This window comes from Ensifer sp. ENS03 (genome assembly GCF_014852035.1).
Classification (GTDB): Bacteria; Pseudomonadota; Alphaproteobacteria; order Rhizobiales; family Rhizobiaceae; genus Ensifer; species Ensifer adhaerens.
Genome location: NZ_JACVAV010000017.1, coordinates 1 through 22,858, shown reverse-complemented (window position 1 = coordinate 22,858; position 22,858 = coordinate 1). Strand labels below are relative to the sequence as shown.

Annotated in this window: 20 protein-coding genes and 3 pseudogenes; 16 read left to right on the top strand and 7 right to left on the bottom strand. The window is 58.5% G+C overall.

Annotated elements, in window-relative coordinates:
• The first annotated feature begins 81 nt into the window (after positions 1 to 81).
• Positions 82 to 2,067: a mechanosensitive ion channel family protein gene (locus tag IB263_RS32630; protein ID WP_060520153.1), complete on the top strand. Its 1,986-nt coding sequence runs from the start codon at positions 82 to 84 to the stop codon at positions 2,065 to 2,067.
• Positions 2,068 to 2,130: 63 nt separating this feature from the next.
• Here the strand turns inward: IB263_RS32630 and IB263_RS32625 are convergent, their stop codons facing one another.
• Positions 2,131 to 3,108 (bottom strand): AraC family transcriptional regulator, encoded by a 978-nt coding sequence (locus IB263_RS32625; RefSeq protein ID WP_244496894.1) that lies wholly within the window; start codon positions 3,106 to 3,108, stop codon positions 2,131 to 2,133.
• A gap of 690 nt (positions 3,109 to 3,798) precedes the next feature.
• Between IB263_RS32625 and IB263_RS32620 the strand changes: the two are divergent.
• The 5 genes and pseudogenes from IB263_RS32620 to IB263_RS32600 all read left to right on the top strand — a co-directional run.
• Positions 3,799 to 4,249, top strand: a pseudogene (locus IB263_RS32620) (SUMF1/EgtB/PvdO family nonheme iron enzyme); the annotation flags it as partial.
• Positions 4,250 to 4,615: pseudogene (locus tag IB263_RS32615) on the top strand (arylsulfatase); the annotation flags it as partial. It abuts the pseudogene before it with no gap.
• Between the two features lie 99 nt (positions 4,616 to 4,714).
• On the top strand, positions 4,715 to 6,031 hold the full coding sequence (locus IB263_RS32610) for an alpha/beta hydrolase (RefSeq protein ID WP_371814291.1): 1,317 nt from the start codon (positions 4,715 to 4,717) through the stop codon (positions 6,029 to 6,031).
• Positions 6,032 to 6,143: 112 nt separating this feature from the next.
• Positions 6,144 to 6,935, top strand: a complete 792-nt coding sequence (locus IB263_RS32605) for a hypothetical protein (RefSeq protein WP_060520151.1) — start codon at positions 6,144 to 6,146, stop codon at positions 6,933 to 6,935.
• Between the two features lie 485 nt (positions 6,936 to 7,420).
• Complete coding sequence (locus IB263_RS32600; RefSeq protein ID WP_210338368.1) at positions 7,421 to 7,912, top strand: hypothetical protein; 492 nt, start codon at positions 7,421 to 7,423, stop codon at positions 7,910 to 7,912.
• Here the strand turns inward: IB263_RS32600 and IB263_RS32595 are convergent.
• Complete coding sequence (locus IB263_RS32595) at positions 7,900 to 9,525, bottom strand: ISL3 family transposase (protein ID WP_089046219.1); 1,626 nt, start codon at positions 9,523 to 9,525, stop codon at positions 7,900 to 7,902. The genes IB263_RS32600 and IB263_RS32595 overlap by 13 nt on opposite strands.
• A gap of 275 nt (positions 9,526 to 9,800) precedes the next feature.
• Between IB263_RS32595 and IB263_RS32590 the strand changes: the two genes are divergently transcribed.
• The 5 genes from IB263_RS32590 (at position 9,801) to IB263_RS32570 (ending at position 13,076) form a co-directional block, all read left to right on the top strand.
• Entirely contained in the window at positions 9,801 to 10,685 is an 885-nt protein-coding gene (locus IB263_RS32590) for a zinc-binding dehydrogenase (protein ID WP_244496893.1), read from the top strand.
• A 122-nt stretch (positions 10,686 to 10,807) separates the two neighbouring features.
• The gene (locus IB263_RS32585) at positions 10,808 to 11,320 is read left to right on the top strand and encodes an Rrf2 family transcriptional regulator (RefSeq protein WP_029742809.1); all 513 of its coding nucleotides are present in this window, start codon (positions 10,808 to 10,810) and stop codon (positions 11,318 to 11,320) included.
• A gap of 11 nt (positions 11,321 to 11,331) precedes the next feature.
• Complete coding sequence (locus IB263_RS32580) at positions 11,332 to 12,084, top strand: SDR family oxidoreductase (protein WP_029742810.1); 753 nt, start codon at positions 11,332 to 11,334, stop codon at positions 12,082 to 12,084.
• Positions 12,085 to 12,094: 10 nt separating this feature from the next.
• Positions 12,095 to 12,535: a cupin domain-containing protein gene (locus IB263_RS32575; protein ID WP_371814290.1), complete on the top strand. Its 441-nt coding sequence runs from the start codon at positions 12,095 to 12,097 to the stop codon at positions 12,533 to 12,535.
• A gap of 94 nt (positions 12,536 to 12,629) precedes the next feature.
• The gene (locus tag IB263_RS32570) at positions 12,630 to 13,076 is read left to right on the top strand and encodes a carboxymuconolactone decarboxylase family protein (protein WP_029742812.1); all 447 of its coding nucleotides are present in this window, start codon (positions 12,630 to 12,632) and stop codon (positions 13,074 to 13,076) included.
• A 267-nt stretch (positions 13,077 to 13,343) separates the two neighbouring features.
• Here IB263_RS32570 and IB263_RS32565 read toward each other — a convergent pair whose 3' ends face one another.
• Entirely contained in the window at positions 13,344 to 14,321 is a 978-nt protein-coding gene (locus IB263_RS32565) for an oxidoreductase (protein ID WP_029742813.1), read from the bottom strand.
• A 91-nt stretch (positions 14,322 to 14,412) separates the two neighbouring features.
• Here IB263_RS32565 and IB263_RS32560 point away from each other — a divergent pair, with 91 nt between their 5' ends.
• Positions 14,413 to 15,354, top strand: a complete 942-nt coding sequence (locus IB263_RS32560) for an AraC family transcriptional regulator (RefSeq protein ID WP_029742814.1) — start codon at positions 14,413 to 14,415, stop codon at positions 15,352 to 15,354.
• Between the two features lie 127 nt (positions 15,355 to 15,481).
• Here IB263_RS32560 and IB263_RS32555 read toward each other — a convergent pair whose 3' ends face one another.
• The 4 genes from IB263_RS32555 to IB263_RS32540 form a co-directional block, all read right to left on the bottom strand.
• On the bottom strand, positions 15,482 to 16,078 hold the full coding sequence (locus IB263_RS32555) for a DUF308 domain-containing protein (protein WP_029742815.1): 597 nt from the start codon (positions 16,076 to 16,078) through the stop codon (positions 15,482 to 15,484).
• Positions 16,079 to 16,405: 327 nt separating this feature from the next.
• Entirely contained in the window at positions 16,406 to 17,638 is a 1,233-nt protein-coding gene (locus IB263_RS32550; protein WP_060520150.1) for an MFS transporter, read from the bottom strand.
• Positions 17,635 to 18,609, bottom strand: a complete 975-nt coding sequence (locus tag IB263_RS32545; protein ID WP_060520149.1) for a zinc-binding alcohol dehydrogenase family protein — start codon at positions 18,607 to 18,609, stop codon at positions 17,635 to 17,637. Before IB263_RS32545 ends, IB263_RS32550 begins: the two co-directional genes overlap by 4 nt.
• The gene (locus tag IB263_RS32540) at positions 18,606 to 20,123 is read right to left on the bottom strand and encodes an FAD-dependent oxidoreductase (protein WP_060520177.1); all 1,518 of its coding nucleotides are present in this window, start codon (positions 20,121 to 20,123) and stop codon (positions 18,606 to 18,608) included. The genes IB263_RS32545 and IB263_RS32540 overlap by 4 nt, the downstream gene beginning before the upstream one ends.
• Before the next feature lie 46 nt (positions 20,124 to 20,169).
• Between IB263_RS32540 and IB263_RS32535 the strand changes: the two genes are divergently transcribed.
• From IB263_RS32535 to IB263_RS34000, 4 genes and pseudogenes are all read left to right on the top strand, one after another.
• Positions 20,170 to 20,649 carry a MarR family winged helix-turn-helix transcriptional regulator gene (locus IB263_RS32535; protein ID WP_192439563.1) on the top strand — a complete coding sequence of 160 codons (480 nt, stop codon included), beginning with the start codon at positions 20,170 to 20,172 and terminating at the stop codon, positions 20,647 to 20,649.
• A gap of 535 nt (positions 20,650 to 21,184) precedes the next feature.
• The gene (locus IB263_RS32530; protein WP_049810946.1) at positions 21,185 to 21,448 is read left to right on the top strand and encodes a hypothetical protein; all 264 of its coding nucleotides are present in this window, start codon (positions 21,185 to 21,187) and stop codon (positions 21,446 to 21,448) included.
• Between the two features lie 192 nt (positions 21,449 to 21,640).
• Positions 21,641 to 22,408, top strand: coding sequence for an SDR family NAD(P)-dependent oxidoreductase (locus IB263_RS32525; protein ID WP_029742525.1), 768 nt, complete (start codon positions 21,641 to 21,643; stop codon positions 22,406 to 22,408).
• A 250-nt stretch (positions 22,409 to 22,658) separates the two neighbouring features.
• Positions 22,659 to 22,858 (top strand): annotated as a pseudogene (locus IB263_RS34000) (DUF4118 domain-containing protein); the annotation flags it as partial.

Here is a 22,858-nt window from a genome sequence, read left to right as displayed (position 1 = left end):
CCACGTTAGTTTCGGCCCTGTCTTTGGTTTTTGGAGACCAATTTTTGACAAATGGGGTCTGATCTAGTGGACCGAGCTTCTATGTACATTCTTCGGCCTTTGCTATTCAGTTTGTTTCTGTGCCTTTGTGGGCTTACGAACCTACAGGCGCAAACGCCTGCGGCCCGAATTGCGCAACCGTCCAAGATAGACGAACTGCTGCGTCTTCTCGAGGATGAGGACGTAAGGGTCTGGCTAGAGCGGAAGCAAGACGCCCTTTCCGAGCCCCGCGACAATGAGGCAGTGTGGTTCATCGAGGAATGGGAGGCCCGCTCACGTGCCCGTTTCAATGCACTTCTTGCCGCAGTGCCTCGGGTCGGCGATGAACTTTCCCGAGTCGTGTCTGCGATTCGGCAAGAGGCACGGAGCAGCGGTTTGGTGCCCGCGGCGCTGATGTTCGTTATCATCGCAGGGATTGCGGTTAGCACCGAATGGATCTTTCGTCGTTCACTGCCAGAGGCCCTCCCCCGGGGGCAGGCCTACACGGAGATTCTGACGCTCTCCATATTCACGGCGAGCGTTGCGATCTTCTTTTTTCTGTTCACTTGGCCGCCACTCATGCGTGTGGTCCTACTCTACTCGCTCGTCGCATTGATCGCCTGGAGGCTCGCGACCGCGCTCTTGCGCATCGCGCTGGCCGCGTCCATAGTGTCGGCCCGCTCCTATTCGCGGACCCAAATATTCGTCGCACTGCTGGCGGCAACGATGGCATTCTCGGCCATATGCGAGCGGCTTGCAGTTGCAGCTGACGTTCGATCGGCTCTTGCTATTGGATTGTCCATTCCGCTTGTCGTTATAGCAGTCGCGATGATCTGGCGTGAGCGCTCCAGCAATGTCGGATCTTTGCAAGGCCGTGTCTCTCGCGCCATGGGCATCTCGGGTGCAGTCGTCCTGTGGCTGCTTTGGTGCGGCGACTTCCTGGCTTTATTCTGGCTCGGCATGATGCTTGCCCTCGTGCCCCGCGCATTGTCGATTGCCGACAGTCTAACCCTTTCATTCTCGCCCTCGCGTTCAAGCCTACCGGACGCTAAGTCGGTGCTGCTCGTCCGCGGAACGCGGGCTATTATCCTTATTGCAGCGGTCGACTGGGTCGCATTCGTTTGGCGCCACAATTTCCCTTTTGTTTCCGGTGAAGTGACACTGATCCGGACGATCATTGCCGGGGCATTCAACAGCGTCGTGATTCTGCTCATTATCGACCTCGTCTGGCAATTGGCAAAAGCCTACATTACAAGCAAGCTGAGCGACGTTGGCGATGAAGGGACGTCGAACGCGCTCGCGCGAGAAAGCCGGCTTCGCACTTTGCTCCCTGTTTTCCGCAACGCCTTGGCAGCAGCACTTCTGTGTGTCGCGGGGCTCACGGTTCTTTCGGAGATGGGCGTCAAAATCGGCCCGCTGGTCGCAGGCGCGGGCGTGGTCGGTGTTGCAATTGGATTCGGCTCGCAGACCTTGGTCAAGGATGTGGTCAGCGGTATCTTCTATCTATTGGACGATGCCTTCCGGGTTGGGGAATACATCGAAGCCGGAAACTATACAGGCGTCGTGGAATCCTTCAGCCTTCGTTCCGTGCGACTGCGGCACCACCGTGGGCCAATCTTCACCGTACCGTTCGGTTCGCTTGGCGCGATCAAGAATGCTAGCCGCGATTGGACTGTCGACAAATTCCGCATCCGTGTCCCTTTCAAAACTGATGTTGATAAAGTCCGCAAGCTGATTAAGGAAATCGGCGCCCAATTGCAGGCCGATCCGCAACTCGGATCGCTCTTTATCGAGCCGCTCAAGCTCAAAGGCGTCGAGCAGATCGGTGAATACGGAATCGAACTTGGTATCGCTTTCACCTGCAAGCCGGGGGAACAGACTGTGATCCGTCGGAAGGCTTACGCGATGCTGATGCAGGCTTTCCATGACAATGGGATCGACTTTGCACAGCCGGTGGTTCAAGTTAGCGGTGACGAAAAGGAAACAGCCGCCGCGACGCTGGCCGTGCGGCAGCGTCCAGGTAAGACTGTTACGCCGGACACCGTCTAGCCGGCTCGATTCCGTAAAAAGCCACGTGAAGAAGAAAGAGGAACTGGCTTTAGCGCGGTTCGACTATAGGCCGCCACTCCGTGCTGCGGATTCGCTGTCAGGATCAGCAGTGGACAGGTTCTCTTTGACGCGAAACTCGCGAGGTCCAAATCCGGTAGCCTTTCGAAAAGCACGGGAAAAACCAGCGGGAGAAGAATAGCCCAGATCCTCCGAAATGTTGGTGATCGAGACGTTCCCATCACGCAACATTTCCGTCGCACGTTGCATTCTCACCGCACTGGTCAGGCTACGAAAGTCGGCGCCTGCCTGTCGAAGTTCACGCTGCAGCGTCCGAACGCTCGTGTCCATTGTCCGCGCAGCATCCTCGATCGACACATCGCCCGCGAGGAGTTGTGCCCGAATCTGTGCAGTGGCGATTTCCAACAAACTCCGAGGTGCACCCCCTGGACGATCGCGAGCCACGTCCTCGAGAGTCAAGATCGACCGAGATGTTCGTCGCGACGCAGCCATCAACCGATGCCGCTCAACGACCACCGCCACTGCTGGCGCATTGAATATCACCGGGCATTGAAACACGTTCTCAAAAAGCGAGGTATGGCTCGGGGTCGGGATGTCAAGTTCGATGCGAAGGGGGTGCCAATGGTCAGGCAGATATGCCTTGAAGAGACTCAGCAGTTCGCCAGCAGCAGCACATGCGACCGACTCATAACCCCGAGACCCGGCCAGAGCGAATTTGTAACCAAAGCGTAGTTCCTCCTTCGTTGTGGTGACCGTCAAATTGTCAAAAGTACTGTGATACTGCAGTGCCACGATACTTCGTTTGATCGCTTCGCCGAGCGTGTCCGCTTCAGTGATAAAACGCCCGAAGCTGCCATACGCGGAAACGTCCATATTGGGCACGAGCAGGAGACCGAGATTCGCGTCGCCCACTGCTCTCGCCATGGCTTCGACGAAGCCCACCACGGACTGCTGAGGAATGTAGACATTGCGATCCTCGATCAGCTCTACGTCGAAGCCCGCGGCGCGGTTGGCACGCAGCAACGCTCGCTCGCCGAGCTCGCTTCGAACGAACGCGGGCAAGCCTTGCAAGACATGGCTCGAGATCACGGGAATCGGTGCGATCTGAAATGGTTCCTGAAAACGATACTGGCGGAAAATGAATAGTTCTCACATATTCGACCGCCGGTATATTTGGCAAGTGGTATCCGCAGATCGGTATAGATATAAGGTGCCCACGCATTATTCGGTTTCCCTCGATACGCAGATGACGGCGCCCACTTTATCGGGGCGGAAGTTTTGCCGCAGGCTTTCAAGGCACAGCATGCCGTTAGTAATCCTTTGAACCAATAGCGTTCGCGGTTGCGACGGGCTATTGCGAGAAAAGCCACCAAAGCCGTGGGGCGCCCCATTCATCATCACGGCATCTAGTTCTGAAGATGCAACGGAAGCGAAGCCGCGTCTTATCCTTTTACGCCAAGCTCGGCCGAAGCTCCGAATATTCGCGCTTTGAAAAACAATCAAAAGTGGTATTTATCACTAGTGAAACAAGGTTGCTGAGACCGGACGTGGCGTCAAATGATAAGTTCGTCGCCTGGTTTCATTGTAGGTACGACTGAGATGAACAGGAGCAGCGGTCAGCCCGTGAACTCCTTGTACGCACACTGAAGGGACTCGCCGGTGCATTCTCAATCGGCTCACGTCGAATTGCCAGGAACTTCTCCGCGCGATGGCATGATGGAGGGATCGGCCCATCGCGTGACGGTCGACGGGTTCTTCATCGACGAGACGCCGGTGACCAACGCCCAGTTTTCCAAGTTTGTCTCGGCCACTAATTATCGCACGTTCGCCGATGCCGTTCCCGACCCTGCGGACTATCCCGGTATTTTGCTGGAGATGCTGTATGCCGGTTCATTGGTATTTCAACAGCCGAACGGAACCGTTGGTCTCCAAGACTGGACTCGATGGTGGTCCTTTGTGAATGGCGCCTGCTGGCGTCATCCATACGGCCCCGGAAGCAACATCAAAGGACTGGATGACCATCCAGTCGTTCATGTTTCCGACCAGGATGCGCTCGCATACGCGCGGTGGAGCGGATCTTCCAACATAGGCCGAATGGGAGTTTGCTGCCAGGGGTGGGCTCGAGGGCGCAGAATATGCGTGGGGCTTAGCCCTGCCGGACGGGCCGGACTCCGAGGGCGTGCTCTACGCTCTGGGTGCGTTTTCGGGAGGTGTCGCTTTGTGGGTCGAGAACGGCAAGCTCATCTGCGAGTACAATCTGATCGAGATCGAACGGACGCGCCTCGAATCGTCAGATCCGTTGCCGAACGGAAAGATCAACATCGAGTTCGAAACACGCAAGGCCGGCCGCAATCACGACGCACCGCTCGACGTCGTTATCCGCGTTGATGGCAAAGAGATAGCGAAGGGCCGCGTGCCGCGCTCCGCTCCGCTCGCGTTTTCGGCGAATGACGCCTTCGATGTGGGCAGAGACAGCTACACTCCAGTCTCCCTCGCATACTTAGACTGCAAGCTTGAAGATCGAATTTGAAGTGAGCGATGGCACGCTCGGAGCCTTGGCGCGGCGACGTTTCGATCGCCGCTCTTCTTTCTGCCGACGTGCATACTGTGCTTAACGGGAGCGATTAAATTGACGCTGTGCCTCTTCCGGAACGCCAAGGGCGGCGTACCATCCTGGCCGTTTTTACCGTCAGTCGCCTTATGCGTGACGCTGCTCTCTGCATGTGCGGGCCGTCCGACAGGGGTGCTCGCGCCGGTAGCGGCCAATCCCTCGACCGCTCAAGTCGAAATGCTGGTCACGACGACCCGAGGCCGGGCGGAAAAACCGGGCGAGATGTTCAGCGGCGAGCGCGCGCTCAGCCCGACATTCGCCGACATTACCGTGTCGATACCGCCTGACACGGTTCGCAAGGCGGGCGAAGTCGCCTGGCCGCGCAAGCTTCCACCGAATCCGGCGACGGATTTCGCCGCGCTGAAGGCTGAGGAAATTGACCGCGTCGTCGCCGAAAAATGGTTGAACAGCCATGTGCGCAAGAGCCCGGACGGCAGTGTCCTGGTCTTCATCCACGGGTTCAACAACCATTTCGAGGACGCAGTTTTCCGTTTCGCGCAAATCGTCCACGACTCGGGCGCGCGCAGTGTGCCGGTGCTCGCGACCTGGCCGTCGCGCGGGAGTTTGTTGGCCTATGGTTACGATCGTGAAAGCACCAACTATACGCGCAACGCCGTAGAACGCTTGTTTCAATATCTGGCGCGTGATCCCGAGGTCAAGGAAGTCTCCATCCTGGCACATTCGATGGGCAATTGGCTGGCGCTGGAATCCTTGCGCCAGATGGCCATCCGCAACGACGGGCTGCCGGCAAAGTTCAAGAACGTCATGTTGGCAGCGCCGGACGTCGACGTCGACGTCTTCGGTTCGCAGATTGCCGACATGGGCAAGCGGCGACCGCGATTCACACTCTTCGTTTCCCGCGATGACCGTGCGCTCGCCGTTTCTCGGCGCGTCTGGGGCAATGTCTCCCGGTTGGGAGCGATCGATCCGGAGCAGTCGCCCTACAAAGAGGAACTGGCGGCCGATGGGATCACCGTCGTGGATCTCACCAAGGTCAAGGCAGGTGACAATCTGCACCATACCAAGTTCGCAGAGTCGCCCGAAATCGTACAATTGATTGGTAACCGTCTGTCTGGCGGCCAAACCTTAACCGACAGCAGACTGGGGCTGGGCGACCATATCGTCGCGGCCACTGCCGGGGCCGCACAAACGGTTGGTACCGCTGCCGGCCTGGTCGTTGCTGCTCCAGCTGCGATCGTGGATCAAAATACCCGGCAAAACTATGCCCATCATGTGGAGACACTCGTCGGACCCTCCGGCAGAGCAAGATCGAACACGGCCGATAGCGCATGCGGGAAGGAAAATCAGACGAGATCCGGAAAATGCAACCCATAGCCCGATAGAAAACGGCACCCGAAAGACACTTGATCAGGCCGCGGTCTCACGCCGGGTTGAACGAAGACCTACAACAAGGTTGCTCGCAAGAGCGGCCCTAACAGGAGATATCATGAGGATTTGCATCGTTCGTACTCTAGCGGCAATCGGAACTTGCCTCGTCGCTGGGACGGCAAAGGCCACGGACATCTATTCCCCAATGACGCCCGAGCTTCAGCAGACGACCACCGAAAGCGGATGGACCTTTTCCTTTGCCCCCTATTTCTGGGCGGCCGGATTGTCGGGGGAGGTTGCTCAGTTCGGGCTGCCGGCGGTGGATGTCGATGCCAGTTTCAGCGACATCTTCGACCATCTTGAGTTCGGTGCGATGGCGATCGGCGAAGCCCGCAACGGTCCGTACAGCATCTTTGCCGATGTCATGTATACGAAGATTTCGGGGCAGTCGGGCACGCCAAGAGGTGTGCTTGCGACAGACGTCGAGCTCACATCGGAAACCTTCGCCGGGCTGCTCGGCGCGGGATACTCCGTTATCGATAGCGATGCAGCGCGGTTAGACCTGGTTGCTGGCATGCGCGTATGGTCCGTCGAAAGCGAGCTTTCCTTCCACGGCGGCGTTCTCGATGGGCGCACCAGAATCGATCAGGCAACCTGGATAGACGGTCTGGCCGGCTTCCGCGGCACCTATTCGCTCACATCCGAAATCTACCTAATCGGCTGGGGCCTTGTCGGTGCTGGTGGCGCTAATCTCGATTGGGACGTGGCGGCAGCAATTGGCTACCGGTTCAACGATACGATTTCGGCGATTGCCGGCTACCGCGCATTGGGCGTGGATTACAGCAATGACGGATTCGTGTTCGATGTCACTCAGCAGGGTCCGATGCTGGGGCTCACAGTGCGGTTCTAAGGAAGCACGCACTTTCTAGCCTTTGGAGCGGATCGACCTCGACCTGTAGCCGGATCGCTATGTCGAACTCGAACCGTACGCTGTCGATGCCGCGATGCTTTACACCGGATACTGTGGAGGCGCCAAAATGCTGAAGTTCAAATCAGACTTTAGCCATCATGGTTCCATCATTCAAACATCCCTTGCGTTCCGGCCGGGAGACGACTAATGCCCGGCGGCTAGCAGTTGGGGACGGGTGGCCATCCGCTCGAGTCACAAACGATCTGCCTCGCTTTCGCCAACGGAAGCGCAGGCACTATTGACCGCGAGGCAAACACCGCTGGACGTTCGGCGCGTTGCCATGATCAAACTCTGTTCGAATTACCGCACGAATTCGAGCAGTTCTTGTTTAGACCCGGGTAGAAGGAAGTGGGACGGGGCCATCTGGGCCCGGTCAGCATCGGGTCGAGGCTCCGCCTCGCGCCATGTCCCACAAGGCGGTTTCATTGTTGCAGCTCGCCTCAATCATGAGTGGCCAGGATGAACGTGCAGAAGGGGGCGCCAGCTTCGTCGCTCAAGCAGCGTTCTGGCGCGGAACAAATGTATTCGCCTCGCCGTTGGACTTTGGAACGGCCGCAGGCGTGCGTAGAAGTAGATCAGGAAGAATTCCGATGGCCCGCAGGATCAAAGATGAGAAGGTCCAGAAAATTAACCTCATGTTGAGCCAGGCCGTTACGGCGATGCGCGTTAACGAAAGATTGCTGTGTGAATTGTTGCGGTGGGCTGCCGAGCAATGCAATGATCCAAACCGGTTCATCCATGATGCCGTGGAGAATGCTAGAAACGATCTGATACGAGCCGGCACGGACGAGAGTATGACGTCTTTGATCGCCACTCACGAAGCGCTAGAATACCTCGATCATCTCGCGACGGAGATTCGGGCGAAGGGCTCTCCGGCCGGAAATGCCGGAGAGGGGGTTCATCCTCAATTTCTGTGATTCAGCGGCAGCATTCTCGCCCTCATCAGTTCTGGACCGGCGCGACCGTACATTGCTCGCTTCAGCATCTTGAGGCGGTTGATCTGCCCTTCGGCTTGACCGTTGCTCCACGGGAGTTCGATTGCATTTTTGACGGCATCAATATCCCGGCGCAAAACGCTGGCGAAACGCATGATTGCCGTGAGCTCGGTGTCGATGGCATCGTCGATCCATTCATCCAGTGCGTCCGGGCTCCTGCTGCGCAAGATACCGTTGAAGCGCATGGCCAAGCCACGCATTATGGCGAACGCTCGAGAGCCCTGCTTCAATGCATTGACCTTTCTGGCCTGGCGATCTGTCAGCAAGCGGCGCGGCTTTATGCACAAAGCTGCGGCCACCACAGACGAGATCATATGGCCCGTGTCAGGATCGCGAACGGGTTCTGAAACATCCATCTCCGGAGGCGGCCCGTCGGGTTGAATGTTTTCGACCTCACGCCACACTTTCAACAGGCGCTCCAGATTGGAGCGGCTGCCCGTGTAACCGCGGTTCTTGATATCGTAAAACAGATGGCGCCCTACCCGGTTTCCATCTTTCCAGCATTCAGCCAGAAAAGCTTCGAAATACAGTGGCGATGTCGGATTCAATGCCGCCCGATTCCTGTCTCGAGGTGCATTGGAAGTAAGCCAATTCGCGATGCTGCGGCGCTCGTTTCCGGTCCGCCTTGCAATCTCGCTGTAGGTGAGGCCCTGCTGCCGCAAAGCTTGAAACGTGTCGAATATTTCCTGACGAGATTGCCTGTGCGCCAAGCGGGCACGGCGCTGTTGTGACCTGGCGCTGGCGATAGCATCTTCAGAGAGAATGGGTCTAACATTGGCGTGACCGTAGACGCTCATCTGTTCCTTGATCGCCTCCCTGAGATTTTGGACCAGATGAAAACGGTCAGCCACCTGGAGGGCTTGCGGGGCGCCCTCTCGGGCTGCCTGAGCATACAAACCGCAGCGATCTCGGCTCACGACCTCGATCGTTGGACGCTCTTGCAACCAAGATTTTGCGCTCTCGACGCTGCGGTCCTCTAAGATATCGACGACCGAATGACGCTCAAGATCGACCATAATCGTCCCGTACCGCGAGGAATGCCGCCAGCTCCAATCATCAATACCCACGACCCGAACAGTATCTTTTCGTGTGGACGCCGGATTACCGCGCTTCAATTGCCGCAAGATCGTGTCGTCGCTGACCGGCATGCCGAGCCGATGCATCAAGTGCTCTCCCGGACGACCGCCCATCCTGTGGCCAACCAAGTCCACAATTTCAGCCATCCGCTCAGTGCGTCGCATGTAGGGTGAAGCAATCTCAGGCACCCTGTCGGTGAAGGTTCGTCGCCCGCATTTCCGGTGTCGACACTGCCACCGGTTCAGTGCAAGCTCGATTTTCACAACTTGCCCTTGAACAGGCAAGTCCTGGAGGCGGCGGTTATGCCAGCCGTGTCGATGCCGGCTTTGCGTTCCACAATCCGGGCAGATACCGACAGGTTTCGCAGCGGCAGAAACAACCCAGTTTTCTTCGTCTTGAAGGGTAATACCCAGAACTTTGACCCCTGGGCCGGGTGACCATTTCAATTGCGCTCGCATCCCCGCAGATAGCGGTTGCGGCGCTAACACTCTGTTAACCACAGAAATTGAGGAAGACCCCTTTCAAGTGCCAAACGACAAGCAGCCCGTCAGGCCGCAGGCGGCGACCACAATAGTCGTGAGACACCACTCTTTGCTGCAAGCATCGCCCGCCGGGCCTTTTCCAAGTAAGGAGATATCCAAATGAAGGCGATCATCTTCGATGACTTCGGAGGCGCGGATGTTCTGCGCCTCGCCGATGCACCCATGCCTCAGACGATCTTCTGATCAAGGTCATGGCGGCTGGTGTCAACCGCGCTGATCTTCTTCAACGCGAAGGCGTCTATGGTGCTCAGACTTACGGGGACAGTGACATACTCGGCCTCGAGGTCGCTGGTGAAGTGACCGCCGTCGGAAACGAAGTAACCGGCTTTGCCGTCGGCGACCGTGTCATGGGGATTGTCGGCGGCGGGGCCTATGCCCAGTATGCGCGGCTCGACAGCGGGATGGCGGCTGCCATTCCGACCGGGATGTCCTTCATCGAAGCGGCCGCAGTCATGGAAAGCTTCGTCACGGGCTGGGAGGCTCTTGCCCACCTCGGACAAATCGCAAAAAGCGAGATCGTTCTCATTCATGCTGCTGCAGGCGGCATCGGATCTGCGGCCGCCCAGCTTGCGATAGCGGCAGGAGCAACCGCGCTGGCCACCGCTTCGGCGGGCAACATCGGGAACGTGCTTTCGCTGGGCGCCGAAGCCGTGTTCGATTATCAGCGGTCGGACTTCGAGGCGGAGGTCGTCGATGCGACAGCATCTCGCGGGGTCGATCTGATCATCGACTTTGTCGGCGGGTCCTACCTCGCCCGCAACATTCGTAGTCTTGCTCCCGGTGGTCGGCTTGTCCAAGTGGGCCTGTTGGGGCGCGATGACAACGCCATCATTCCACTCGGCGTCGTGCTTCACAACCACCTGCGGCTGATCGGAACGGTCATGAAGTCACGGTCGAGGGCGGAAAAGAGAGCAATGGTCCAGCGCTTCACCGAACAGGTTCTGCCGATGATGGGACAAGTGCTTAAGCCGGTCATCGGAGCGGTATATCCGCTCGCGGCTACATCGGAGGCCCATCGCCGAATGGAGGCTGGCGGGTTGTTTGGGAAGATCGTTCTGACAGATTTTTATCGGTGATGCCGGATACGCGGTGAGCTCTTGGGCTGAGTGAGATTCCGAATTTCGAACCGACCCCACGATCGGGGATTGACTTCGACCCAAATCGTAGATATTTTATATCCATGATTAGGAGATGCAACATGAAACTGAGCGAAGGCGTAGAGCAGGCTATCCACTGCACGGCGTTTCTTGCGGGATTGTCTGAAGACGGCGTCCTTTCGGCGGCAGCCCTGGCCGAACTCCACGGCGTATCGACGAGCTATCTGCTGAAGCACCTGCAGGCGCTGTCCGGCGCGGGCATTGTTGCGACGACGCCGGGGCCGAAGGGTGGCTATCGGCTGGCCAAGGCGCCTAAGGACATTAGCTTTCTCGACATCGTCCTTGCGGTCGAAGGACCGGCGCCAGCTTTCCGCTGCGCGGAAATCCGCCAGCGGGGGCCGAACCCGCTGCCGCAGCGCTACTTTACCAAGCCCTGCCAGATCAACGCCGCGATGCTGAAGGCTGAGAAGGCCTATCGCGCAGAACTCGCCAAGGTGTCCGTTGCGGACCTTCTGGCGGATCTGGATGCAGACGACGACGGCGGAATCGCCGCACGAGGATGCGCCTTCCTCGAACTCCACGAACGCAAGACGGGCAATCGCGCCTCGTCATAGGAGAAAGCACCATGACCAAGATGAAGAAAGTCGTCGTCATCGGCGGCACGGGCCTGATCGGCTCGAAGGCAGTGAAACTGCTGCAGGACGCCGGCCACGAGGCCGTCGTCGCAAGCTCCCACAACGGCATCAACGCCTACACGGGCGAAGGACTGGCCGAAGCCCTCGCGGGCGCTGACGCCGTCATCGACGTGTCGAACATGATGTCCTTCGACAAGGCCGTCATCACCGACTTCTTCGACACGTCGAGCCGCAATCTGACGAGCGCCGAACAGGCCGCGGGCGTGCGTCATCACGTCGTCCTCTCGATCGTCAACGCGGACCGCCTGGCCGCTAACCCATACATGGCCGGCAAACTCGCCCAGGAAGAGGCCGTCGCAGCATCGGGCCAGGCCTACACCATCGTGCGTGCGACACAATTCCATGAATTCACGGAGACGCTGGTGGACGCGTACTCGGCCGACGGCGCGGTGACAGTGCCGGATATCGACTTCCAACCGATCGCGGCCGGCGACGTCGCCGCTGCTTTGGTGGAAGCCGCGCTCGGCGAGCCGAAGAATGGACCCGTCGATCTTGCCGGGCCCGAACGGGGACCGTTCGGATCCTTCATCCGGACCTATCTCAATGCCAAGGGCGACACTCGTCCGGTCGAGGCCGACGCGGCCGTAGACTACTTCGGCGCTCCCGTTGTCACCGGCTCACTGGTTCCCGGCGGAGACTCCATCAAGGGCGCGATCACGATCGCCGAGTGGCTCAGAGCATAGGCAGGAAAGAATGATGAAAGCCATATTCTATGCCGCTACTGCACTTGCGGTCTCTCTGACCACAGCGTCCGCTCATGACGTCGCCAATCCTGGACTTGCATATGACACGAAGGACGCGAAGGTGAGGCTGGTTTACAAGCATCCCCTCCCGGACGTTCCCGGCAAGAGCGTGAAGGGCGTTCTCGTCGAGTACGGCCCCGGCGGCTACAGCTCTGCCCATACGCATGCAAAGTCCGCACTTATCTACGCCACGGTTCTCGAAGGCGCGATCCTAAGCGCCGTAAACGGCGGCGAGACGAAGATCTTTACCGCCGGTCAGAACTTCACCGAACTGCCGGGAGACCGCCACGACGTCAGCGCCAACGCCAGCAAGACCGAGCCGGCGAAGCTGCTCGCCGTCTTCGTCGTCGATACCGATGACACCGCCCTGACGACGCCGCGCAAGCCGTAGCGCTACCTACCCGACCTACACCATCCCCTACTGCACAAGCAACGACGATTTCTCCGGCGAACGGAGAACCGTGTCCACGAGAAAGGAAAACAATATGTCCCGCATGAACTGGTCCGAAGTCGCCCCCGAGGGTGCGAAAGCGCTCTTCGGCGTCCATCACTACGTCACCAAGAAAACGAACCTGCCTGAAGAGCTGGTTCATCTCGTCTTCCTGCGCGTGTCGCAGATCAACGGCTGCGCCCATTGCATCGACATGCATAGTCGCGATCTGCGCAAGACAATGTCGGTCGATAAGATCACGCTTGTGCCGGTGTGGGACGAGGTGCCTCACCTGTTCAGCGAGCAGGAACGAGCAGCACTGGCCTGGGCTGAAGAAGTCACGAATGTCAGCCAGACCCATGCCTCCGACGAGGCCTATGCCGCCGCCGCCGCCGCTTTCGAACCGAAGGAACTTGTCGATCTGACGATTACGATCGCCGCGATGAACGCGTTCAATCGCCTTGGGGCGCCATTCAGGCTTCCGGTCGCAGCCAAGGCCTGATCGCGCCAGTAGCGCAACGCATAGGCACCCCCTGCCGGGCCGTCGAGGCCCGACAGGGTGTTCCGGCCTGCAGTGGCGGTGCGACCATCCGCGTCGCCCTCTCCCAGAGACAGAAGGTATTATCCGGATCGACCACTTCAGTGTGTTTCTGAAGGTGAGCCGCTGTTTTACCACTGCGTGATACCGACTGACCATAATGTAGCCGGTCGTCGACCGCCCAAAGGCCTCGCCTGGCGACATCGCAAAGCGCTAGTCTGCCGATATGCCTCAGCCTCGACGATCACCTACTGGCAAGCCGGTTAAATGCTCAGAAAGCAGCCAGAGCCGTTCAGCAGCCTGTGGATCCATGGCCCACGGGGCCACACCTCTGGTCCCATCCGTCTCTGTCTGCGGCAGGGCGACTTCGCAATCTTCGCAGTAGACGCCGCCAATGCCGTCGAGTTCGGGTCGCGTTGCTGCCCAGACGCTTGTTGCTGCTCCCTGTTCCGGCGTCTTGAGGTCGCGCGCGGGGTCGACCCGACGATTGCCATTCTCGTCGTAGACATCAAAAGAGTTGATCTCGTCTTCGGTAAGATGGCGGGCGAGATCGGTCAGGATAACGCCCGGATGCAATGAAAATGCTCGCACGCCAAGCGCGGCTCCGCGGCGATCAAGTTCCAGCGCGAACAAAGCATTTGCCGTCTTCGCCTGGCCATAGGCCTGCCACTTGTCATAGGGGCGCGTCTTGAAATCAATGTCGTCGAAATCAACCGGTCCGATTTGATGGCCACGCGAAGATACCGAGACCACCCGCGCGCCGTTTGCCTTGACAAGGGCTGACCACAGGCCTGCAACCAATCGGAAATGGCCGAGATGGTTGGTGGCAAACTGGCTCTCGTGCCCAGCCTCATCACGGGCAAGCGGCGTTGCCATGATGCCAGCGCTGTTTACTAGGATTGAGATCGGCATGCCCGTCGCAACGATCTTGCCAGCAAAGGCGGCAACCGATGCGGGATCCGCAAGATCCATCGCTTCGATAACAACATTGTCGATACCGGCGAGTGTGCGTCCGGCCTTTTCGCGATTGCGGGCCGGTACGATGACATGAGCACCGGCACCTGCCAGCGCCCGCGTCGTCTCGATGCCGAGACCGGAATAGCCCCCGGTGACAATTGCCATCTTGCCGGAAAGATCGATGCCCTCGGTAACCCCGCGCGCCGTGCTGAATGCGCTGAAACGAGATCCAATAGGTTTCTGTTCGGACATGTTGTTACTCCTTCATTTGTGGCTCTGGTGTCCCGCCCCTATATCAAGTAGGTTCTCGGAGCCCCCAGCCTGCAGAATCCGGATTTTTGTCGTGATCGTCCAAAACATTCATGATCCCCTGTCCGACGTGCTCAGCGCCATAGATGCGCGGGCGCTGTTCTCCGTGCGATTTGCCGCCGGAGGCGCATGGTCTGTCGCTTTTCCACCACCGGGCTATCTGAAATTCAATGCGGTCCGCGAAGGCGGTGCCTGGCTGATTTCGAAGGGAGAGGCGCCGTTGCGCATTGAAGCCGGGGATTGTCTTGTGGTCAGCGGCAAGGCGTTTACGCTTTGCAGCGCTCCCAACGTGAAACCGATGGCGGCGGCAGAGGTGTTCGCAGGCGGCAATCTCGATGTCTCGGTGGGCAATGGCCGGGATTTCGTGCTCCTCGGAGGCAGCGTCAACCTCGACACCGTCGACGGGTCACTCCTGACTGACGCCTTGCCGCCGATCGTAGTCGTCGATCGCGAGGAGGCAGGACCGATTGGCTGGCTACTTGAACAGTTGGACCTGGAGTGGAACAGCACCGCGCCGGGAGCTCGCATTGCCTGCAACGACCTCCTGCGGCTGGTATTTATCCACGTCCTGCGTGCCTATATGGCGCGCCAGACAGCGCAGCATCCCGGCTGGCTCGCCGGCCTTGCGGATGCCCGCCTGGCTCCGGCACTGCGGGCAATCCACGCCGATCCGTCGCACCGCTGGACGGTGGAGGCACTGGCATCTCTCGCGGGCCAATCCCGCTCCGGATTCGCCGAAAAATTTCGCGCCACCGTCGGAGCATCCCCGATAGACTATCTCGTGGGCTGGCGGATGCGGCTTGCCGCCGCTCGCCTACGGCGTGGCAACGAGCCACTGCCACGGATTGCTCAGTCGCTCGGCTATGCGTCTGATAGCGCGTTTGCCGCCAGCTTCCGCCGCGTCCTTGGCCAATCGCCCGCACGTTACCGTGCCCTGTATCGCGAAAAAAAGCAGAGTGAGGCTGTCAAGTCGTGACTGCTGTCCTCCCGACGGGCCCGTCACGTACGTCGGGAGATACAACGGCAAACAAGTCGCCATTATCTGTCAGCGCTTCCAGTCCAGGACTGAGGCGAGCTGCTGTTTAACAAGAGCTACACGGAGTCTAATGTTCTACTTCACTCGTACCAAGACGCGACAGACTTATACTCAACCATATTGCCGAAACAAGAAAATAGAATGCTCCGAAGCCTGCATATCCGGCGACCGTGGAGATCAAAGGTTCCTCCGGCATTTGCGCTTGGTACATGAAGACAGCGCCTGCCAGAGCGGACTGGCCGCCGCTCAAGATCATCGCCCACTGACCTCCACTCGTTTTCCAACGCCGGAGGGCAGTTCCAAGCTGAAGCAGGCCTGAAAAAATCGCCCATAGGCCGAATGCGCCAAGAACCCAGTTCATGCTCGTCGTCAACGCGATGATCACGGCAATTGTCATGATCGAGCTTGCAGTGACATTGATCGCCTGGCTGCGGTTGACCGCCAAGCCACCGCTCCTGGCCGCGTCAATAACGTTCGCGGCGGCGTCCCAAGCCGGATAGGCGATCAGGAGTGCGGCAGTTATCGCAAATGATTGCTGCCCTATGGTCAAGGCAGCTGTGACCCACAACAACGAGAACGCCGCACGCGTGAAGTAATATTGCTTGAGCCATTGCTCGTTTCCGCTCGCGGCAAGGGAGGTCTGAACCGCCGCCTGAGATGGCAAGCATAGTAGGCCTTCCATTCACGACGACCGGCCTCCAGGGGTCATGTTCTAAAGCCGTTGGCCGCGGATCATCAACGTGAGCCCTGATGTTCTCAAATCCTGCAATTTGAGCGCGTTCGGCCTCGGACGAACTATACATCGGACGTTCCGGTGTCGTGCATCCGCTTAAAACCGTTAAGAGGATCGACACGCTGACGAGTGCGGCGTGAAAGGGCATTCTATAATTCTCTCGAATTGAGAGCTTTATCCAGTCACTCCGTCGGAGAGGGCAGCCACCGTTTGCCGGCGGCGCTGAGGAAGGATCTTCTGAGGCAGATCAAGCTCAGCCTACGACTTCGGTGTTTCCGGATCTGTGGCGGGAAGTTTTACAGCCGCCAACATGGCGCCTATGGCCGCCACACCCATCGCCAGACCGATCCACACGCCGTAGAGTTTTTGACCGAGAATCAGACCGCCGATCAGAGGCGATGCAATGTCCGTGAACGCTCCGAGCGATTGGGCGGAACCCATGACGACCCCTTGACGGTTTCCCGGCACATGAACGGACAAGGCCGCAAGATATGTTGGCTTGGCCATGGCATCGCCTGTGCTCACGCAAAGGACCGCCAATGCCAGAAAAGGCACCGTGGTCGCCAGGCTGGCCACCAAAAATCCTGTGCAGACCAGGCCGAACATCAAAAGGATCAGGTGGCGTTCGGAGAGCCCCCGGCTGAGCCAACCCAATACAACGAGCTGGACCAAGATGTTGATCACTCCGTCAGCCGCGACGATGATGCTGAGGTGCTGGGGGCCGAAAGGCTCCCCATTCCAGATGAACGTCTCCGCGAGGAAGACTGGCATTTGCGAGCTATAGATGCCGTAGGCAAGAAAATGGCATAACATCACAAGAACCAGGATGCGAACGACCGGCGAGGAAAAGATGGCACGAAACGAGATTTTCTCGCGTTGATATCTTGTGGTCTGAGGAGATGCTCCTTGATCTCGCTTGAGCGCAAACACTGTCAGCCCAACAGCGCCGATCGAGAGGAAAAGGGCTGCAAAGATTGGCATTGTCAGCGAAGTGTTAGAGAGAAACCCTGACAAGCCGGCGCCGCTAATACCGCCCAAACCTACGCCACCGGTCAGGATACTAAGGGCCTGCCTCCGATCCTCAGGTGTCGTGTGGTCAGCGACGTAACCTGCGGCGGCGGAGAAATTGCCGCCTGTCAGTCCAAAGAGAGCGCGCGCTACAATTACGACGAACACATTTGGCGCAATCGCGAGGAGAAGAAGACTCGCGGCTGCCATAAGTTGGCTCGCAAGCAGAATGCGTTTCCTCCCGAACCTGTCTGACAGCTGACCGAGGGTGGGTGCGGCAACAAACTGGATGAATGCTTCCGTCGCAAGGACAAGGCCGAAGATGAACGGGCCTGCCCCCAAGTCCCGCAGGTAGAACGGCAAGACAGGCAGGACCGACGCCATTCCAGCAGCATAGATGCAAACGATCAGAAAGAGTGGCGCCAAGGTTTGCCAGTTCCGGCGCATCTTGGAAGCGGTTTTCGGATACATGGTGTCGCTCATCCCCACGTCGCCCCCTGAGTAAGGTCGAAAACAGTACGCGATGTACTGTCGTCCTTAGGCCATGCCTTGTCGAAATCCGCGAACGGGACCTTTCTAAAATTGATGTCCAGATTGCCGGGGATCGTGGCACGCAGCACCTCGCCGGTGATTTCAACGAGCCTTTGCACGGATACGCTGCCAATTCCGCAGCCCATCAACTCGAGCGCTGACGCTCTTAACAAAGCACCCGGCAAAGAGATCTCAGAACTAGCGGCGGACCCCACCTGCACAAAACGCACCGGCGGCCGGTCGCGGCCAGCCTTTGCAGCGGCGGTCAAAAGGCACACCGCGCTCTTTCCCCAGAGATAGTCGATAACGATATCGATGCCTTGTTCAAATTCGTCCACCAATCGGCGTTCGAGGGCTTCCGGTTCTGCCGCGAGCTGGATGGTCGTGACGGCGCCACTCTGCTTGAGTTCGCCAAGCGCAATCGGATTTCTACCGGTTGCCACAATCTTGCCGGCGCCAAGCCATTTCGCGATCCGCACTGCGAGGCGTCCGGCTGTTCCGGTCGCTCCGTTGATCAATACCGTTTCACCCGGCTGCAAACGGGCCCGTTCTGTCAGCGCTGCCCAAGATGAAGCTCCCGGATTGGCAACGGCAGCGGCAGTAAAATCGTCGAGGTCGTCTGGAAGGGGAACACAAAAGCGAGGTGCTGCGACCACGTACTCAGCCATGCTTCCAAACGGCGGTCGGGGAAGACCAAAGTAGACACGACGCCCGTCATCGAGCTTGCCAACGCCGTCGATTCCGACGACGAAGGGAAACACCTCGTTCGCGCTGTAGTGGGCACCCGAAACACGCGCCTTGGCGACATGGCTGATCGCGGCTGCGGTGACTTTGATCCAGTTCTCTCCAAAGAGAGGGGCAGGCGGGGAGACTTCACCCAAAACGGGTTCCCTTCCCATCGCCGCGACGATTGCCGCCTTCATCGGCGTTCCTCCTGCAAAGAGGTGAGGTTCACTCCAGCCAAATAGCTTTCTATGTCCTCGTCTCGTTCGGCATCGAAGACGGCGCCAACGTATCCGTCCGGACGGACCAGGACGCACTCTCCCGGCATCAGTGAGTAGGCGTCCTTGAAATGCTGCCACGCGTCGAAAAACTCGCCATCGGAGCCGATCCGGTGAACGTGCAATCCCGCACGTGACTTGACCGTCTGCTTTGGGAACTCGTATGCCAGCAAGGTCCAATGAGGTCCCTTCAGCAGATCGAAGACGCGGGTGATCTGTCCTCCGGCTCCGCGAAGGGGTGCATCTGGAGCACGCGTGCCGGCAGGAACAGAAGGCTGCGTTGCCGTGCAATTCAGCGACAGTCCGGAAAACGGATAGTCGATATCGAGCTGACGGACGTCCCTGCCGCGTCGCATCTCTCCTTGCTTCTGGGCGTCAAGCAGGCGGCTTGCCAGGCCGAGCATGGTGGCTGCGACCGGTCTCCTCTCTGCCTCGTAGCTGTCCAGCAAGCGAACTGGCGCGCCGCGCAACACGGCAGAAAGTTTCCAGCCCAGATTGTAGGCGTCCTGCACACTGGTGTTCAGGCCCTGGCCACCAGTCGGCGGATGGACATGGGCAGCATCGCCGACCAGGAATGCGCGGCCGCTCCGATAACTGTCAGCCAGGCGAGCGTTCATTTCGTAGTCTGAGGCCCAGTAGACAGCGCGCACGACGACGTCGCTTTGACCTGTGCGCTCTGAGACAAACTTCGTCAGCCCTGCGGGAGTGAGATCCACGTGCGCTTCTTGCGCGACAGGTCCCTGGATCTGGAACAGATCTGTGCCGGCAAGCGGACCGATCCAAATCTGCAAACTCATGTCGCCGCCCCTGGCGAAGCGGTGAGCGACCTCACGGGAAAGCCCGGAAAGATCGACGTCGGCAACGACAGCACGCGCATCAAGCGTGCTCCCGGGAAAACCGATCCCAAGAGATCGTCGCACGAAGCTCTTGCCGCCGTCAGCGCCGATCAGCCAGCGTGCCCGAATGATTTCTTCGCGCTCATTATGCGCAACAAAGGCAGTAACTCCGTCCTCATCTTGCTCGAACCCCTTCAACTCCAGACCGAATTCAACCCGGCCACCAAGTTCGGCCAGGCGCGAGCGTAGAATCTGTTCGGTTATGAACTGAGGAACCATGAGCGCCAAATGGTAGGGCTCCGCCGGCGTTGGCTGAATGATCTCGCCCATGTCAGTATCGCTGTAGCTTCCATCGTCCCGATAGGTCCGTTGGCGTGGATAAAGTCCGCCTGCTGCCACAGCCTTGTCGAGAATGCCGAGGTCTTCGAATATTTCCTGGGTTCTGGGCTGTATTCCCTTGCCGCGCGACCCGTGAAATGGCGCGTTCAGCCGATCGATCAATCGGAAGGAAACCCCGCGCCGCGCAAGTTCAATGGCGAGCGTCAGGCCAGCCGCACCCGCTCCGCAGATGAGTACATCTGCAGCGAAATCATTTGTCATCTCTGCCTCCATATGTGTATTATGCACATAAATGGAGATGGGACCGATGTCAACAAACAATGTGCAAAATACACGCACCTCCGCGATGATGCGCGATCTTCACGGTGCCTTGATCGAGATCGTCAGCGCGATGAACCGTCCCCAGCGCGACGACGAACTCATGCGTGAAGCAGGGATTACGCTGGATCGCGCGCTGTTTCGCCTCCTGATAGCCATCGAGCGTTTCGGGCCGATCGGCGTTGTTGAGCTGGCTGAGCGCATAGGGTTGGATTACACGACGGTTAGTCGGCAAGTCGGTAAGCTCGATAGCCTGGGTCTCGTCGCTCGCAAGGGAAGCGTTGCCGACCGACGCATTCGAGAAGCGGACATAACGAAGGAGGGAAAGCATATGACCGACAAACTCGATGCAGCGCGCGAGCGGATGTGCCGAGCGATCTTCGCTACATGGGAGGAGAAGGATGTTGAAGATCTGGTGCGGCTGATGTCCCGATTTGCCGAAGCGTTCAGACACGATAAGAAGACATGAAGGTCAAGGATCGCTAATCTATCGGAATTCTTCACCACTCATCACGACTTGTGGAAACGCTACCCAACGTCCAACGGTTAGGCAAACACGCAACGCGACAACGGCGAGCGCGAGAAGCAGGATGCCGACAGTGATGCTCGCGATGCGATGACTTAAACTACCTTGCCGAGCATGAAGGGCGCCTGCGTTTTCCCGGCTGAGTCCTTTCCTTCGGTTGCGTAAGGAACATCGTGCGCAGGCATCCGGCAACCTTTAGAAATTCGTGCTTTCTGCATTGGTTTAGCTTTTCGCCAACGCGGAAGAAGGTAAGGTGTGGAAATCCACACTCCCGCCACTGGACGAAGGCCTAGTCAGGATGGCGAAAACACCTGCGAAACCCGCAGTGGGCTATCTCCGGTAGGCAATTCAGTTGTTATTGAGAGCGCGCTAAAATGACATCAAACACGTAACCTCGCCTTGCTCGGAAAGATCAATCTCGCGGAGGCGCGGAACCCGATGCCCTCGCCTTCGTTTGTCGTTCAGCAAGCGAGGCTGCATGACCGACAGCAAGCGTATCATGAATGTCCATGAGATCCCGAGTTTTGTCGCCGAGGTGATTGCGGCGGGTTGCGACATCAACGCCGTGGGCAACGACATGTATGTGCTTGGCGACGTCGACGAGCAGCAAGAAGCCAAAGAGGAATTGAGACGGATCGCCCAACGGTACGGCAACCGCGCATCCCTCAAGTCTGAGATTATCACTTACCTTCGGTCGATTGGACGGTTCGTGGATGTGACCTGGCCCAAAACTCTCCACTAGCGCCGGGACTGGACCCGCAACATCCGCGACCGCGTGTTCACCCGTTTGCATGATTGCCCGACACCACGGCGCGGAATAATTTTGTGGCCGCAAAGCTGCGCGACGAGGGTCGAGTTAATCACGACAGAGGCTACGGCTTCATAGCGCCGGTCGCAATATGGTGGGACTTCCGCGCGGTCCGGGGAGCGATAAATGGGAACCTATCTGATAACCGGAGCAACCGGTGGCATCGGTGAAGCAATCTGCCGACGAATGGCCCCGCATCATTCTTTGATGCTGGTGGCGCGCAATCAGGCCAAACTCGATGCCTTAGCTGGGGATCTTGGTGGAACGCACCGGGCATGGGCGACCGACATAGGTGAGGATCGCGCCATCGATGCTTTCGCATCGAGAATGGAAAGCGAGCATGTCAATCTCGATGGGGTGGTACTCATGCCACCGCAACCGCATGCTGATGACGATCCAATGCCCGCCCCTGACGTCTGGCGACACTTGTTTCAGGTAAGCTTCATCGGCCCGCTGGGGTTGCTGAAAACCGCGATCGCACGCATGAACCCGGACCCCGCCCGGGGCCGGCGAGCCAAGATCGTCATCATCTCCGGCATCTCGTCAGCGCAAGTCCTGGGCCACTACGCAACGGCCAACGTCATCAGAACCGCTTGGATCGGCGAAGCCAAAACGCTCGCCTTCGCGCTTGGAAGCCGAGGTATTCACGTCAACACCCTGTCCCTCGGCGGTACACTTTCTCCGTGGTACCGAGACAAACTCGAAACGAAGGCGCAGAAGAACGGCATTTCCTTTGAGGCGCAGCTCGCCATCGAGACGGACAATGTTCCACTCCGCAAATATGGCGAGCCAGCCGAGGTTGCGATCGTGGTCGAGGGATTGCTTTCGCAGTTTTCGGATCACATGACAGGCTTGAACATCCTGCACGATGGCGGTTTTACTCGCGCCTATTAAGGGCGTGGCGCCGCTGACCTTGACACCCTGGGCGACCGGCACTTGAGTCACGAAAGCGCAAGACTGGTTCCCCAACCCGACCGTCATCAGGTCCATCATCCGGACTGAAACAACATTCCAATCGCCGTTTCGGCAAGGCAGAGGTTCGGCTTTCCATGTGACAGCAGCATTGCCTGGATGATAAACGTCAGTTCGAGTGCAACTGGGAATCGCGGAAGAAGACATAATGCTCACTGGTCGGGCCGGCTTCATGCGCACCATTTCGGATTGCGTGCTCCACAGAAATTCGTCACCCGTCAAAGCGTACGGATTTGCCGCCACCGCGGTCTTGATTGCCTTTGTCCTTCGCTATTTCCTAATGGGTGTTCTAGATGATCGGGCAATCTACATTCTTTTCGTGCCCCCCGTCCTCCTTGCAGCCGCAATCGGGGGCATCGGTCCCGGGATCCT

Excerpts from the sequence above, each read along its gene's own strand:
- IB263_RS32630 (WP_060520153.1), top strand. The coding sequence starts at position 82 with ATGTACATTCTTCGGCCTTTGCTATTCAGTTTGTTTCTGTGCCTTTGT.
- IB263_RS32605 (WP_060520151.1), top strand. The coding sequence starts at position 6,144 with ATGAGGATTTGCATCGTTCGTACTCTAGCGGCAATCGGAACTTGCCTC.
- IB263_RS32595 (WP_089046219.1), bottom strand. The coding sequence starts at position 9,525 with ATGCGAGCGCAATTGAAATGGTCACCCGGCCCAGGGGTCAAAGTTCTG.
- IB263_RS32590 (WP_244496893.1), top strand. The coding sequence starts at position 9,801 with ATGGCGGCTGGTGTCAACCGCGCTGATCTTCTTCAACGCGAAGGCGTC.
- IB263_RS32585 (WP_029742809.1), top strand. The coding sequence starts at position 10,808 with ATGAAACTGAGCGAAGGCGTAGAGCAGGCTATCCACTGCACGGCGTTT.
- IB263_RS32580 (WP_029742810.1), top strand. The coding sequence starts at position 11,332 with ATGACCAAGATGAAGAAAGTCGTCGTCATCGGCGGCACGGGCCTGATC.
- IB263_RS32575 (WP_371814290.1), top strand. The coding sequence starts at position 12,095 with ATGATGAAAGCCATATTCTATGCCGCTACTGCACTTGCGGTCTCTCTG.
- IB263_RS32570 (WP_029742812.1), top strand. The coding sequence starts at position 12,630 with ATGTCCCGCATGAACTGGTCCGAAGTCGCCCCCGAGGGTGCGAAAGCG.
- IB263_RS32565 (WP_029742813.1), bottom strand. The coding sequence starts at position 14,321 with ATGTCCGAACAGAAACCTATTGGATCTCGTTTCAGCGCATTCAGCACG.
- IB263_RS32550 (WP_060520150.1), bottom strand. The coding sequence starts at position 17,638 with ATGAGCGACACCATGTATCCGAAAACCGCTTCCAAGATGCGCCGGAAC.
- IB263_RS32545 (WP_060520149.1), bottom strand. The coding sequence starts at position 18,609 with ATGAAGGCGGCAATCGTCGCGGCGATGGGAAGGGAACCCGTTTTGGGT.
- IB263_RS32540 (WP_060520177.1), bottom strand. The coding sequence starts at position 20,123 with ATGACAAATGATTTCGCTGCAGATGTACTCATCTGCGGAGCGGGTGCG.
- IB263_RS32535 (WP_192439563.1), top strand. The coding sequence starts at position 20,170 with ATGTCAACAAACAATGTGCAAAATACACGCACCTCCGCGATGATGCGC.
- IB263_RS32530 (WP_049810946.1), top strand. The coding sequence starts at position 21,185 with ATGACCGACAGCAAGCGTATCATGAATGTCCATGAGATCCCGAGTTTT.
- IB263_RS32525 (WP_029742525.1), top strand. The coding sequence starts at position 21,641 with ATGGGAACCTATCTGATAACCGGAGCAACCGGTGGCATCGGTGAAGCA.